Origin of the sequence: Micromonospora sp. CA-263727, from assembly GCF_050942455.1 — a bacterium.
Taxonomy (GTDB): Bacteria; Actinomycetota; Actinomycetes; order Mycobacteriales; family Micromonosporaceae; genus Micromonospora.
The window spans coordinates 6,325,097-6,338,793 of sequence record NZ_CP192031.1; the positions used below are offsets into that span (position 1 = coordinate 6,325,097).

The following is a 13,697-nucleotide window of genomic DNA, read 5'->3' on the forward strand; positions in this document are numbered from 1 at the left end:
GAGCCGCCATCACCGGCGGCGGGCGTACCGACGCCGCCTTGAGGCGGGACGGGTGCGGGACCGGGCTCGGGGCGTACCGCCGGGGCTGGCTCGGGGCGTACCGCCGGGGCGGTCGGGCGGGCGGCGGGCGCGGCGGGAAGCGCGGCCTTGCGCGCGGCGGCGGTCTCCTCCTTGGCCGGCTCGCCGTTCGGGTCGTGCGCGGGCGGCGGCGGCACCGTGGCCATCCACTCGCCCAGGTGCTCCTTGTCGTGCAGCAGGTCCTTGATGTCGTACTCGGCGTACTCGAATTCGGGGGACCAGTAGAGCGCGTCGAAGGGGCAGACCTCGATGCAGATGCCGCAGTACATGCAGAGCGAGAAGTCGATGTCGAAGCGGTCGAGCACGTTGCGCTGGCGGGGGCGGGCGGCGCCGGGCACCGCCACCTCCTCCTTGTGCGAGTCGATGTAGATGCACCAGTCCGGACACTCGCGGGAGCAGAGCATGCAGACCGTGCAGTTCTCCTCCAGCAACGCGATCACCCCGCGGGAGCGAGGCGGCAGGTCGGGAGCGACGTCCGGGTACTGCTGGGTGGTCGAGCGCTTCGTCATCGTCCTGAGCGTGACGGCCAGCCCCTTGACCAGACCGCTGCCGGGCAGGCCGGCCGGCTCGCTTCGCTCGCTCATGCCGACCATCCTGCCCTGTGTCCCCGGCGCGCGCGACCACCACCCGGGGCTGGGCGGTAGTACCCCGGTCGCGGGGAGAACGACGCACCCGAAAGGACCCGTCAATGACCGCCGCGCTGCACGACGACAACCCGCCGTCTGGCGAGTGGACGACGGACGGCCTCGACCGCCTGCCCGACGACGGCCGTCGCCGCGAGATCCTGGACGGAAACCTGATCGTGTCGCCCTCCCCCACGCGACTGCACCAATCCATCGCACTGATGCTCGGTGCTGCCCTGCAAGAAAGCTGCCCCGCCGATCTCGACGCCGCATCCCGAATCCCTCGCGCTACCGGCCGAACGGGGCCGGATCAGCCCACGGAGCCGCTGACCGCCCGGCCGGAGCGCGGGCGTCCGACGTCGCCGGGCCGGCCGGCCGAAGATCCGCCATGATGGGACCGAGGACCACTCGGCACACCATTGGGGGCGGCATGGGCGAGGGCGGTACGAGCACCGGCGGCAAGTACGTCGAGCCGGGTAGCGAGTTCAACCGGGATCAGCGCTACATCACCACCCGGATCACCGCCGACGGGCGGGACGGCTACCCGGTCGAGCCGGGACGGTACCGGCTGGCGGTCAGCCGGGCCTGCCCCTGGGCGAACCGGCTGATCATCGTGCGCCGCCTGCTCGGGCTGGAGGAGGCGATCTCGATGGCCGTCGCCGGTCCGACGCACGATGCGCGGAGCTGGACCTTCGACCTCGACCCGGGCGGGCGGGACCCGGTGCTCGGCATCGAGCGCCTCCAGGAGGCGTACTTCGCCCGCTACCCCGACTATCCGCGGGGGATCACCGTGCCGGCCATCGTCGACGTGCCGACCGGGCAGGTGGTGACCAACGACTTCGCCCAGATGAGCCTGGACCTCTCCACCGAGTGGACCGCGTACCACCGTCCCGGCGCGCCGCAGCTGTACCCGGAGCGGCTGCGTGCCGAGATCGACGAGGTCAACGCGGTGGTCTTCAAGGATGTCAACAACGGCGTGTACCGGTGTGGGTTCGCCGGCAGCCAGGCGGCGTACGAGAAGGCGTACCAGCGGCTGTTCGACCGGCTGGACTGGCTGAGCGAGCGGCTCGCCGGGCAGCGTTACCTGGTCGGCGACGCCATCACCGAGGCCGACGTACGGCTCTTCACCACGCTGGTCCGCTTCGATCCGGTCTACCACGGCCACTTCAAGTGCAACCGGCAGAAGCTCTCCGAACTGCCGGTGCTGTGGGCGTACGCCCGGGATCTGTTCCAGACCCCCGGCTTCGGCGACACGATCGACTTCGACCACATCAAGCGGCACTACTACGAGGTGCACCGGGACATCAACCCCACCGGCGTGGTGCCGCTCGGCCCCGACCTGTCGAACTGGCTCACCCCGCACGACCGCGAAGCCCTGGGCGGTAGCCCCTTCGGTGCGGGCACTTCCCCATCACCCCCATCCGCCACCGAGCGCGTGGATCCCGCCCACACCCCACTGCGCTGAAGCCGCGCCCCCGGTGCGCGCCACTACGCCGGTGCGCGCCGCTACGCGCCGGTGCGCGGGTGCGCCGGTGCGCCGCTGGTGCGGCTGTTAAGAGGGGGCCCCTGCTATACACGAGGCGTTAATAGGGGGCCCTTCCTTACATCTCTATGTCGCGACGCGGACGGCGGCGGTTAGGACCAGTTGGGCGAGGGCGGTGGGGACGAGGACGAGCCAGCAGAGGCGCTGGAGCTGGTCTTCACGAAGCCGGGGATAGGCGACCCGGAACCAGATGATCACGAAGCTGACGGCGGCGACCTTGAGCAGGGTCCAGAGCCAGCCGAGCTGCGCGTCGGCGAACGGGCCCTGCCAGCCGCCGAGGAAGAGCACGGTGGTGAGCGCGGCGATCACCACGATGCCGACGTACTCGGCCAGCAGCAGGAACGCGAAGCGCAGGCCGGTGTACTCGGTCAGGTAGCCGAAGACCAGCTCCGAATCGGCCACCGGCATGTCGAACGGTGGCCGGCGGATCTCGGCGAGACCGGCCACGAAGAAGACCACCATCGCCGGGGCCTGCCAGAGCAGCCACCACGGCTGCCACGCCTCGACGATGCCGGAGAGGCTGAGGGTGCCGGCGGCCATCGCCACCGACGCGGCGGCCAGCACCAGCGGCAGCTCGTAGCCGAGCAGTTGGGCGGCGCCGCGCAGCCCGCCGAGCAGGCTGTACTTGTTGGCCGAGGCCCAAGCCGACATCAGCACGGCCAGCACCCCCACGCCGACCACCGCCAGCACGAAGAACAGACCGACGTCGAGCGGCTGGCCGACCAGGTCGTTCGGGCCGAGCGGGATCACCAGCAGGGCGAGCAGGTACGGCACCAGGGCCACCGCCGGAGCCAGCCGGAACACCGGCCGGTCCGCCGCGCCGGGAGTGACGTCCTCCTTCTGCACGAACTTCACCCCGTCGGCGACGAGCTGCGCCCAGCCGTGGAACGCGCCCGCGTACATCGGCCCGAGCCGGCCCTGCATGTGCGCCATCACCTTGTGCTCGGCCTGGCCCACCAGCAGCGGCAGGACGAGGAAGGCGACCAGCACTCCACCGACCCGGATCAGCAGTTCCAGCCACACTGGCATCAGCCCGTACCCTCCTCGTCGGACTCCGCGCGCCCACCAGCGGGACCGGCCGACGCCGGACCAGCCTCCGAGCCGGCAGACGGGCCAGCCTCCGAGCCGGCGGGCGGGCCGGGCTCGCGGCCGGCGGGCGGGCCGGGCTCGCGGCCGGCGGGCGGGCCAGCCTCCGGACCAGCGGATGGGCCGGGCTCGGCGCCGGCGGGCGGGCGGGCCGCCGGGGACGCGCCGGCAGCCCTGGGGGTACGGGGTGTGCGGGCGCCCGGGGCCGGCCGGGCGGGCCGCTCCCGGGCCGGCCGGGCCGGGGTGCCGCCGCGCGGGCCCTCGCCGACGCCACCGGCACCGGCCGGGGTGGGGATGATTCCCCACTCCCCCGACGCGGGTACGCCCGGCGGCCGGATCGGCCGTCGTCCGCCGCCGGCCTCCGACTCGCCCGGCTCCTTCGCCCCGGGCCAGGGCTTGGCCACCCGCGAGGCGAGCACGAACTCCTTGCGCAGTGGATGCCCCTCGAACTCCGGTGGCAGCAGCAACGGCCGCAGGTCGGCGTGCCCGGCAAAGTCGATGCCGAACATCTCGTGGGTCTCCCGCTCATGCCAGGCTGCACCCGGGTAGACCGCCACCACCGAGTCGACCGTCGGCGTCGCACGCGGTACCCGGGCGCGCAGCAGCACCCCGTGCCGGTGCACGGTGGACCAGAGGTGGGCCACCACGTCGAAGCCGTCGGCCAACTCGTCCACCGCGGAGAGCCAGTCGAAGTAGTCGCAGGCCAACGCGGCGTCGTCCCGGGCGGCCAGCAGCGCCGCGCGCCAGGACTCCGGGGGGACGTCGACGGTGGCGCGGGAGTGGGCCTGACCGCCGGAGACCGTCGCGGTGGCCTCGACGGGCGCGAGCAGCGCGACGAGCCGCCGGCCGACCTCTTCCGGTGTCATGTCGCTGATCCTAGGGCGTCCCCTGCCGATCTCGCCGAGCCGAGCCGAGGCCCCAGACCGGGACGAGGGGAGTCGCCGTCCCGGGACGGGGCGGGGTCGCCGGCCCGGGACGGGGCGGGGTCGCCGGCCCGGGACGACGGGAGGTCCCGGCGGCGGTCGGGCAAGCTGGAGGCCGTGGGCCCGGCACCGGGCCGCGCCGGTGTGCACGCGGCGGGGTGACGATCCGGGCTTTGCCGGCGGCGGCCCGCCGGTGGCCGCCACCATGGATCCGTGCGTGCTGTGACTGTCATACCCGGAGTGCCCGGCTCGCTGCGGCTGCTCGACGACTATCCGGAGCCGGCCACCGAGGAGGGGTCGATCCTGGTGGAGGCCCTCGCGGTGGGCATCTGCGGGACCGACATCGAGATCATCGAGGGGCAGTACGGCGAGGCGCCGCCCGGCACCGACCACCTGGTGCTCGGGCACGAGTCGCTGGGCCGGGTGCTGGAGGACCCGACCGGCACCCTGCAACCCGGTGACCTGGTGGCCGGGATCGTCCGGCACCCCGACCCGCTGCCCTGCCCGAACTGCGCAGTCGACGAGTGGGACATGTGCCGCAACGGCATGTTCACCGAGCACGGCATCAAGGCCCTGCCGGGCTTCGCCCGCCAACGGTGGCGGCTCCAGCCCCGCTTCGCCGTCGGGCTCGACCCGGAACTGGGCGAGGTGGGCGTCCTGCTCGAACCGACCAGCGTGGTGGTCAAGGCGTGGGACCACATAGACCGGATCGGCCGGCGGGCGGAGTGGCAACCACGTACCGCACTGATCACCGGCGCCGGGCCGATCGGCCTGCTGGCCGCGCTGCTGGCCAGCCAGCGGGGCCTTTCCGTACACGTGCTCGACCTGGCCACCGAGGGGCCGAAGCCGGCGCTGGCCGGCGCGCTCGGCGCGACGTACCACAGCGGCCCGCTCGACCAGCTCGACTTCGAGCCGGACGTGATCGTCGAGTGCACCGGGGCGCCGGTGGTCGTCCTCGAAGCGATGTTCAAGGTGGCCCCCACCGGGATCGTCTGCCTGGCCGGCGTCTCCACCGGAGGCCGGACGATCGACTTCGACGCGGGTGAACTCAACCGCACCCTGGTTCTGGAGAACAACGTCGTCTTCGGCTCGGTCAACGCCAACCGCCGGCACTGGAACACCGCCGCCGAGGCGTTGGCCCGGGCCGACCGCGACTGGCTCGGCTCGCTGATCACCCGCCGGGTGCCGCTCTCCGGGTACGCCGCCGCCTACACCCCCGGCGCGGAGGACATCAAAGTGATCATCGACTTCACGGCCTGACCCGGCCAGCCGGGCCAGAACCTGGCCGGCCGGGTGGGGCCGCTGGTCAGACGCCGGGAAGCCGGCCGTTGCGGAACAGGTCGACGAAGAGCTGGTGGTCCTCGCGCGCCCGCAACCCGTAGGCGTGGGCGAATTCCACCAGATGGGTGACGAAGCCCTCCGCCTCGGCCTGCACCGCCGCGACGATCGCCTCCTCGGTGGAGTAGTCGACCAGGTCGTGGCTGGACTCGTCGTCGGCCACGGAGTGCATCCGGGCCACCGAGCGGCCCAGGTCGGCCAGCACCCCGGCCAACTCCTCCGGCTCGTTCACGTCCGCCCAGTCGAGGTCGGCCGCGTACGGGGAGACCTCGGCGACGAGTTGGCCGACGCCGTCCAGTTCGGTGAAGCCCACCCAGGGATCGGCGTGCGCCTGCAACGCGCGCTGCGACTCGGCGGTGCGGTGGCCCTGGTGCCGGAAGTAGCCGCGGACGCGCTCGTCGTCGACGTGCCGGGCGACGGCCGGCACCTGCGCCTGCTTCATGTAGATGACGACGTCGTTCTCCAGCGCCTGGGTGTGCCCCTCCAACAGGAGGGTGTACGACGGCAGGCCGGCCGAGCCGATGCCCACGCCCTTGCGCAGCACCACGTCCTTGATCTGGGCCGCGATCGGCCGTCCCCGGGTGGTCGAGGCCGGCAGGGTGCCGAGATACGCCTCGAAGGCCGCGCAGACCCGGTCCCGGGTGTCGCCGTCGACCTCGTACACCCCGTCGCCGAGGGAGAACCGCCGCTCGTAGCTGTCGATGGTGGTCTGCGCGGAGAGCAGGCTGACCCGGGTGTTGAGCCGCGCCTGCTGGAGCACCCGGCGCAGCACCCCGTCGGCGTTCTCCAGGGTGATCGAACCGATCGCATCGTCGCCGCCCGCGGCGATGGCCCGCAGCTCGGTCAGGTACGAGTGGGCGAATCCGGCGACCAGGTCGCCGATCACCCGGTCGGAGAGCGCCTTGCCGTAGCCGATCAGCGCCACGCTGGCCACGAACCGCCGCAGGTCCCAGGTGAACGGCCCGACGTACGCCTCGTCGAAGTCGTTGACGTTGAAGACCAGCTGACCGGAGCCGTTCATGTAGGTGCCGAAGTTCTCCGCGTGCAGATCGCCGTGGATCCACACCCGACTGGTCCGGGCGTCCAGGAAACGGTCGTCGGCGAAGTCGCCCCGCTGGTCGGCGTAGAAGAGGCTGGCACTGCCACGGTAAAAGGCGAACGGGGAGGCGGCCATCTTGCGGAACTTGCGCCGGAAGGCGGCTGGGTCGAGCGCCATCAGGCTGCCGAACTCCTCGGTCAGCACCCTGACGATGAAGGCGGAACGCTGCTCCGCGGCATCGGTCATGGCCCGTACGCTAGCGAAGCTCCACGACCGCGACGACCAGCCGCACGACCGGCCGCGCCGCGAACCGTCAGGACGTCGGCGGGCGTACCGGCGGGGCGGTGAGGGAGGCGACGGGACGGGGTGCTGCGCCGTCACTCGGCGCGGCGTCGACCGGCGGGGCGAGCAGGTCGGGGCGGGGTACGCCGCCGATGCCGGACTGCTCGGCGGCGATCTTCTCCTGGAGCCGGAGGATGCCGTGCAGCAGGGCCTCCGGACGGGGCGGGCAGCCGGGCACGTAGACGTCGACCGGGATGAGCTGGTCGACGCCCTTGGTCACCGAGTAGGAGTCCCAGTACGGGCCGCCGCAGTTGGAGCAGGCGCCGAACGAGATGACGTACTTGGGCTCGGGCATCTGGTCGTAGAGCCGCTTGATGGCCGGAGCCATCTTGTCGGTGACCGTGCCGGAGACCACCATCAGATCGGCCTGCCGGGGGCCGTGCGCGAACGGGATCACGCCGAGCCGCATGAAGTCGTGCCGGGACATGCTGGTCGCGATGAACTCGATGGCGCAGCAGGCCAGCCCGAAGTTGAAGACCCAGAGTGAGTACCGCCGGCCCCAGTTGAGCACGAACCGGATCGGCTCGCCGAGCACCGCCGGCAGCTGCACGACCGCCCCCTTCCCCTCCCCCACAGTCAACCACAACCCCCACCCACCCCCAGCCCGGGTGAAAGGAGGGGCCCCCTATTAACGCCTGGCGTTGTACAGGGGCCCCCTCCTAACGTTCTGGAGCGCTTCGGTGGGTGCAGCGACCGGCTGGTGGGTGGGTGGTTTAGTGGGTCGGGCGTTGCAGCAGGCTGACGAACTCGACCAGCAGTCGTTCCCGCAGCGCCGGTGGCGCGGCGTCGAGCAGCGTGTTGACCGGTGCCATCCGCTCCGGCAGCCCACCGCCGCCACCGAGCCCCAGACCGGCGGCCAGACCGGCGACCAGGTCGGCGGTGAGAGCCTGCGGGGAGAGCGAGCCGGCCAGGGCGAGCAGTTCCGCCGGCAGCGCGATCGGCCCCGCCGCGCGGGCCGCGGCGACCGCCTCGGCCAGGTCGGGGGCGAACTCGGCGGCCCGGGGCGCCACCGCCGCGGTCACCGTGAGGTGCACGCTGCGCGGCAGACCGGCGTACGTCAGCTGCGGCTGGGTGTGCCAGCCGCGCGCGGCCAACTCGTCGACCAGCACGAACAGGTCCGGCCCGGAATCGGTGGTGGCGGTGGCGGTGGCGGTGGCGGTGGCGGTGAAGCAGACCACGGTCGACTCCGGCTCGGCGACCAACCGCAACCCGTCCACGCCGCGCACCGCATCGGCCAGCACCCGTACCGCCTCCCGGGTCCGGCGGGTCAGCTCCAGGTAGCCGTCGTCGCCGAGGTGCCGCAGGGTGGCGTACGCGGCGGCGATCGGACCACCGGAGCGGGTGGAGGAGATCACCGGGTTGATCATCGTGTACCCGGGCCAGTCGGCGTACGCGAAGTACTGCGGGGCACGCAGCGCCGGGTCGCGGTGCAGCAGCACCGAGACGCCCTTCGGGGCGTACGCGTACTTGTGCAGGTCCACCGAGATCGAGGTGACCCCGGGCACGGCGAAGTCGAACGCGGGCACCGGCGCGCCGAGGCGGCGCAGGTACGGCAGGGTCCAGCCGCCGAAGCAGGCGTCCACGTGGCAGCGCACCCCGGCCGCGGCGGCCACCTCGGCGATCCGCTCGACCGGGTCGACGACGCCGTGCGCGTACGACGGGGCGGAGCACGCCACCAGCACGGTCTCCGGCCGGATCGCGGCGGCCACGTCGGCGACTGCCGGCCGTAGGGTCGCCGGGTCGAGCGGCACCGTGTCGAGCTCCACCCGCAGGTAGTGGGCTGCCTTGGCGAACGCGGCGTGGGCGCTGGCGGGTACCACGATCCGGGGCGCGGCGACGCCCGTTCGGGCGTCCCGGGCCGCCTTCACGGCCAGGATGAGCGACTCGGTGCCGCCGCTGGTGACGCTGCCGACCGCCTCCGGCGCGCTCGTGCCGGGACCGCCGCCGAGCAGTCGCGCCGCCGCGCCGACCAGCGCGTTCTCCATCGTCAACAACGACGGGAAGGCGGTCGGGTCAAGCCCGTTGACATGCGCGCACTCCGCGTACGCCGCAGCGGCCAGCTCGTCCAACCCCGCCACCCCCGGGTCGTACACGTAGGCGAACAACCGCCCCCCGTGCGTAGGCCGGTCCCTCCCCCGCAGCTCCCGGATCTCCCCCAACACCCGCTCCGCGGGCACCCCGTGCGCCGGCAGCGCCGACCCGTTCTCGTCGATCATGGAATTGTGGTGCCCTTTCCGTGCGGCTCGGCGGCTTTCGTCCCCACCACAACTGCATGATCGACGGCGGAGGCGGGGGTGGGGGCGGCGAGGCGGGGGTTGGTGGGGATGCGGAGGAGGAGGGTGGGGAGGGCGATGAGGAGGGCGGGGAGGAGGGTGAAGCCGAGTAGGACGCCGAGGCGGGCGGTGTCGGACTGGGTGGCGGCGGTGCCGGTGCTGGAGGAGACGTAGCCGGTGAGGGCGAGCACCAGGCCGTAGATGCCGGGGCCGAGGGCAAGACCGAAGGTCTCGCCGGCCGTCCAGAGACCGGTGAAGACGCCGGCCTGCCGACGCCCGGTGCGGACCGTGTCGTACTCGATGCAGTCCGGGAGCATGGCCAGGGCGAACACCTGCTGACCGGCGTACCCGACGCCGAGCAGCGCGACCAGCAGGTAGATCACGACGGCGGGCAGGGCCGGCGCGGCGACCAGGGACAGCCCGCCGGCGGCCAGGATCAGCGAGGCGACGACCAGGCCGGCGAGCTTGCCCAGCCGGGCGCCCACCCGGGACCAGAGCGGCATCACCACCAGCGCCGGCCCGACGAAGCAGACGAACAGCACGGTCGGCCCGGTCGCCGGGTCGCGCAGGATCTGGCCCGCGAAGTACTGGACCCCGGCGAGGATCGTCGCCACCCCGGCGGACTGCACCACGAAGCAGAGCAGCAGCGCGCGGAACGGCCGGTTGCGTCCGGCGACGGCGAGTTGGGCGCGCAGGCTGGGCTCGCTCTCCCCGACCGTGCCCTGCGGTGCGGACCGGGTGCCGAGGAAGGCGCCGACCGCGCCCAACGCGATCAGCGCGGCCACGAACACGCCCATCCATCGGTGTCCCGGCACGCCCCCGCCGGCCGCGTCGCGGACCAGCGGGGCCACCGCCCCGGAGACCAGGATGGCCAGCGCCAGCACCGCGATCCGCCAGGTCATCATCCGGGTACGTTCGGCGTAGTCGCTGGTCAACTCGGCCGGCATGGCCACGTACGGCACCTGGAAGAAGGCGAACGCGGTCGCGGTGGCCAGGAAGGCGATCGCGACGTACGCCCCGGCGGCGGGACCGGCGCCGAACGGCGCGGCGAAGATGGCCCCGAAGAGCACGGCCAGCGCCAGCCCACCGACCAGCAGGTACGGGCGGCGGGCGCCCCAGCGCGACCGGGTGCGGTCGGAGATCCGCCCGACCACCGGGTTGACCAGCACGTCCCACGCCTTCGGCAGGAGCACCAGCAGGGCTGCCGCCCCGGCGGCCACGCCCAGCGTGTCGGTGAGGTACGGCAGCAGCAACAGGCCCGGCACGGTGCCGAACGCCCCGGTGGCGAGCGAGCCGAGCGAGTATCCGGCGTGCACCCGGCGCGGCAGCCCGGCCGACGCGGCCGAACCCACCGATGCGGCGGAAAGCGGCGATGCAGCGGCAGGCGGCGGCGCGATGGGAAGCTGCGGGGAGCCGGCAGCGGGCTGCGGCGGTGCAGCGGCAGCCGGCGGCGAGCCAACGACGGGGAGCGGCGGTCCAGCGGCAGGCGGCGGTGTAGCGGCAGGCGGCGGCGCGCCAACGACGGGGAGCGGTGCTGCGGGAAGCGGAGGGGAGCCGGCGGGTGGTGGTGGGCCGGATCCGCCCGGCGGCGCGCTCATGACGCCGAATGTTACTCACGTTATGGCGTCGGTCACATCCCCTCACCGGGCCACCAGGTGGCCGCCCGCATGTCCACCCGGTCCTGGCGCAGCGGTGTGCCCTCGGCCAGCCAGCGCGCCCGCGCCTCGGCCGCGAGTCGGGGCGGCATGCCGCCGGACGCGTTGACCACCCGGTGCCAGGGAGCGCCAGCACCGTGCCGGGCCATGATCGAGCCGACCAGTCGGGCCGACGCTCGGCCGGAGCGCTCGGCCAGCGCGTCGGCGACCGCCCCGTACGACATCACCCGGCCGGATGGGATCCGGTCGACAAGCCCCAGCACTGCCTCGACGTACTCGTCAGGTGTCACAAGCGGCCAGACTATGGGAACGCCCGCAGGCGGCGCGCGGGCGACCACGCAGAATAGGCGGGTGCGCGACGCAGTCACGGCGGCCCGGCGGGTCGTCGTCAAGATCGGATCATCCTCGTTGACCACCGCTACCGGTGGGCTGGACGACGGGCGGCTCGACGCGCTCGTCGACGCCCTCGGCGCCCGCACGGTCGACGGCCGCGAGGTGGTGCTCGTCTCCTCCGGCGCGATCGCGGCGGGGTTGGCACCGCTCGGGTTGACCCGGCGACCGCGCGACCTGGCCACCCAGCAGGCCGCCGCCAGCGTCGGCCAGGGCCTGCTGATCGGGCGGTACGCTGCCGCCTTCGCCCGGCACGGTCGTACCGTCGGGCAGGTGCTGCTCACCGTCGACGACGTGACCCGCCGGGCGCACTACCGCAACGCGTACCGCACCCTGCGCAAGCTGCTCGACCTGCGGGCGGTGCCGATCGTCAACGAGAACGACACGGTCGCCACCGAAGAGATCCGGTTCGGCGACAACGACCGGCTGGCCGCGCTGGTCGCCGCGCTGGTCGACGCCGACCTGCTGGTGCTCCTCTCCGACGTGGACGCGCTCTGGACGGGCGACCCGTCGCGTCCCGGCTCCCGCCGAATCCCCGAGGTGCGCGACGAGGCGGACCTCGCCGGCATCGACATCGGCGGCACCGGCCGGTCGGGGGTCGGCACCGGCGGCATGGTGACCAAGGTCGAGGCGGCGCGGATCGCCACCGGGTTCGGCATCCCGGTGGTCCTCACCTCCGCGCCGCAGGGCGACGCGGCGCTGGCCGGTGAGCCGGTCGGCACGTACTTCCACCCCAGCCTCCGCCGCCCGGCCGCCCGGCTGTTCTGGCTCGCCCACGCCACCGCGCCCCGGGGTCGGCTGCACCTCGACCCGGGTGCGGTCGCCGCGGTGGTGGGCCGGCGCAAGTCGCTGCTGCCGGCCGGGATCACCGCGGTGGACGGAGCGTTCACCGCCGGCGACCCGGTCGACCTGGTCGACACCTCCGGCGCGCCGGTCGCCCGGGGGTTGGTCAACTACGACGCGGTCGAGCTGCCCGGCCTGCTCGGGCGCTCCACCGCCGACCTTGCCGCGGCGCTCGGTCCGGCGTACGAAAGGGAGGTCGTCCACCGCGACGACCTGGTGCTGCTCTGAGCGGGCGATCCGCCGGGTGAAGTGATTGCAGGGGGCCCTTCCTATACACGAGGCGTTAAGAGGGGGCCCTTCCTTACACGAAGGAGCTTGGGATGAGCGTGAGCGAGCAGGCCCGTCGGGCGCGTACGGCGGCGGAGGCGCTGGCCGTGACGACGCGTACCGCGAAGGATGCCGCGTTGCACGCGATGGCCGACGCGCTGGTGGCGCGTACCCCGGAGATCCTGGCCGCGAACGGCGCGGACCTGGCGGCCGGGCGCGAGGCCGGGCTGAGCGCGGCCGTGCTGGACCGGCTCGCCCTCGACGATGCCCGGGTGGCCGGCATCGCCGACGCGCTGCGCCAGATGGCCTCGCTGCCCGACCCGGTGGGCGAGGTGGTCCGGGGCTCGACCCTGCCCAACGGGCTGGAGTTGCGGCAGATCCGGGTGCCGTTCGGCGTGGTCGGCATCATCTACGAGGCCCGGCCCAACGTCACCGTGGACGCCGCCGGCATCTGCCTGAAGTCCGGCAACGCGGCGCTGCTGCGCGGTTCCTCCTCGGCCGCGCACTCCAACGCGGCGCTGGTGGCGGTGCTGCGCGACGCGATCGCCGGCGCCGGCCTGCCGGCGGACGCGGTCCAGCTGCTCGACGCCGCCTCCCGCGACTCGGTCAAGGAGCTGATGCGCGCCCGCGGCCTGGTCGACGTGCTGATTCCGCGCGGCGGCGCATCGCTGATCCGGACGGTGGTCGAGGAGTCGACGGTGCCGGTGATCGAGACCGGGGTGGGCAACTGCCACGTGTACGTGGACGCCGGCGCCGACCTGGCGATGGCCGTCTCGATCGCGCTGAACGCCAAGACGCAGCGCCTCTCCACCTGCAACACCGCCGAGTCGCTGCTGGTGCACGCCTCGGTGGCCGACGCTTTCCTGCCGCCGATGCTGGCCGCCTTCGCCGAGGCCGGGGTCACCGTGCACGGCGACGCCCGCACGGCCGCGTATTCCGACGCGGTGGCCGTCGCCACCGACGAGGACTTCGCTACCGAATACCTCTCCGCAGACATCTCGGTCGCCGTCGTCGACTCGCTCGACGCGGCGGTGGCGCACATCCGGCGGTACGGCAGCGGCCACACCGAGGCGATCGTCACCGACTCGCAGTCCGCCGCTCGGGAGTTCGTGGCCCGGGTGGACTCGGCCGCGGTGATGGTCAACGCCTCGACCCGGTTCACCGACGGCGGCGAGTTCGGCTTCGGCGCCGAGATCGGCATCTCCACCCAGAAGCTGCACGCGCGCGGCCCGATGGGCCTGCCCGAGTTGACCAGCACGAAGTACGTGGTGACCGGCAACGGTCACCTCCGTTAGCG

The 13,697-nt window shown here is 73.2% G+C and carries 11 protein-coding genes and 2 pseudogenes; 5 read left to right on the plus strand and 8 right to left on the minus strand.

What is annotated here, in order from left to right; genetic code table 11:
• Positions 1-50: 50 nt before the first annotated feature.
• Positions 51-671: pseudogene (locus ACQPYA_RS27755) on the minus strand (NuoI/complex I 23 kDa subunit family protein); the annotation flags it as partial.
• 95 nt (positions 672-766) lie between these two features.
• On the opposite strand from ACQPYA_RS27755, the gene ACQPYA_RS27760 reads away from it, so the two are divergent.
• Together ACQPYA_RS27760 and ACQPYA_RS27765 are read left to right on the plus strand one after the other, a co-directional pair.
• Positions 767-1,093 (plus strand): hypothetical protein, encoded by a 327-nt coding sequence (locus ACQPYA_RS27760; RefSeq protein WP_433529968.1) that lies wholly within the window; start codon positions 767-769, stop codon positions 1,091-1,093.
• A gap of 38 nt (positions 1,094-1,131) precedes the next feature.
• Entirely contained in the window at positions 1,132-2,166 is a 1,035-nt protein-coding gene (locus ACQPYA_RS27765; protein ID WP_433529969.1) for a glutathione S-transferase family protein, read from the plus strand.
• A 144-nt stretch (positions 2,167-2,310) separates the two neighbouring features.
• Here the strand turns inward: ACQPYA_RS27765 and ACQPYA_RS27770 are convergent, their stop codons facing one another.
• On the minus strand, positions 2,311-3,273 hold the full coding sequence (locus ACQPYA_RS27770; protein ID WP_433529970.1) for a complex I subunit 1/NuoH family protein: 963 nt from the start codon (positions 3,271-3,273) through the stop codon (positions 2,311-2,313).
• A 326-nt stretch (positions 3,274-3,599) separates the two neighbouring features.
• Positions 3,600-4,196: pseudogene (locus ACQPYA_RS27775) on the minus strand (NADH-quinone oxidoreductase subunit C); the annotation flags it as partial.
• A 270-nt stretch (positions 4,197-4,466) separates the two neighbouring features.
• Here ACQPYA_RS27775 and ACQPYA_RS27780 point away from each other — a divergent pair.
• Positions 4,467-5,513: a glucose 1-dehydrogenase gene (locus ACQPYA_RS27780; protein ID WP_433529971.1), complete on the plus strand. Its 1,047-nt coding sequence runs from the start codon at positions 4,467-4,469 to the stop codon at positions 5,511-5,513.
• A gap of 46 nt (positions 5,514-5,559) precedes the next feature.
• On the opposite strand, the gene ACQPYA_RS27785 is transcribed toward ACQPYA_RS27780, so the two are convergent.
• The 5 genes from ACQPYA_RS27785 to ACQPYA_RS27805 all read right to left on the minus strand — a co-directional run bounded on the left by ACQPYA_RS27785 (position 5,560) and on the right by ACQPYA_RS27805 (position 11,190).
• The gene (locus tag ACQPYA_RS27785) at positions 5,560-6,876 is read right to left on the minus strand and encodes a DUF2252 domain-containing protein (protein ID WP_433529972.1); all 1,317 of its coding nucleotides are present in this window, start codon (positions 6,874-6,876) and stop codon (positions 5,560-5,562) included.
• A gap of 67 nt (positions 6,877-6,943) precedes the next feature.
• Positions 6,944-7,522: an NADH-quinone oxidoreductase subunit B gene (locus ACQPYA_RS27790; RefSeq protein ID WP_433529973.1), complete on the minus strand. Its 579-nt coding sequence runs from the start codon at positions 7,520-7,522 to the stop codon at positions 6,944-6,946.
• A gap of 163 nt (positions 7,523-7,685) precedes the next feature.
• The gene (locus tag ACQPYA_RS27795; RefSeq protein WP_433529974.1) at positions 7,686-9,188 is read right to left on the minus strand and encodes a pyridoxal phosphate-dependent decarboxylase family protein; all 1,503 of its coding nucleotides are present in this window, start codon (positions 9,186-9,188) and stop codon (positions 7,686-7,688) included.
• Positions 9,185-10,597: an MFS transporter gene (locus tag ACQPYA_RS27800; protein WP_433529975.1), complete on the minus strand. Its 1,413-nt coding sequence runs from the start codon at positions 10,595-10,597 to the stop codon at positions 9,185-9,187. Before ACQPYA_RS27800 ends, ACQPYA_RS27795 begins: the two co-directional genes overlap by 4 nt.
• Positions 10,598-10,875: 278 nt before the next feature.
• Positions 10,876-11,190: an MGMT family protein gene (locus ACQPYA_RS27805; protein WP_433529976.1), complete on the minus strand. Its 315-nt coding sequence runs from the start codon at positions 11,188-11,190 to the stop codon at positions 10,876-10,878.
• 61 nt (positions 11,191-11,251) lie between these two features.
• Between ACQPYA_RS27805 and proB the strand changes: the two genes are divergently transcribed.
• Together proB and ACQPYA_RS27815 are read left to right on the plus strand one after the other, a co-directional pair.
• Complete coding sequence (gene proB / locus ACQPYA_RS27810; protein ID WP_433529977.1) at positions 11,252-12,361, plus strand: glutamate 5-kinase; 1,110 nt, start codon at positions 11,252-11,254, stop codon at positions 12,359-12,361.
• Between the two features lie 92 nt (positions 12,362-12,453).
• Entirely contained in the window at positions 12,454-13,695 is a 1,242-nt protein-coding gene (locus ACQPYA_RS27815; protein WP_433529978.1) for a glutamate-5-semialdehyde dehydrogenase, read from the plus strand.
• Positions 13,696-13,697: the final 2 nt, after the last annotated feature.

What these genes read in the sequence shown, in the direction of transcription:
- ACQPYA_RS27760 (WP_433529968.1), top strand. Translation starts at nt 767, where the DNA reads ATGACCGCCGCGCTGCACGACGACAACCCGCCGTCTGGCGAGTGGACG.
- ACQPYA_RS27765 (WP_433529969.1), top strand. Translation starts at nt 1,132, where the DNA reads ATGGGCGAGGGCGGTACGAGCACCGGCGGCAAGTACGTCGAGCCGGGT.
- ACQPYA_RS27770 (WP_433529970.1), bottom strand. Translation starts at nt 3,273, where the DNA reads ATGCCAGTGTGGCTGGAACTGCTGATCCGGGTCGGTGGAGTGCTGGTC.
- ACQPYA_RS27785 (WP_433529972.1), bottom strand. Translation starts at nt 6,876, where the DNA reads ATGACCGATGCCGCGGAGCAGCGTTCCGCCTTCATCGTCAGGGTGCTG.
- ACQPYA_RS27795 (WP_433529974.1), bottom strand. Translation starts at nt 9,188, where the DNA reads ATGATCGACGAGAACGGGTCGGCGCTGCCGGCGCACGGGGTGCCCGCG.
- ACQPYA_RS27815 (WP_433529978.1), top strand. Translation starts at nt 12,454, where the DNA reads ATGAGCGTGAGCGAGCAGGCCCGTCGGGCGCGTACGGCGGCGGAGGCG.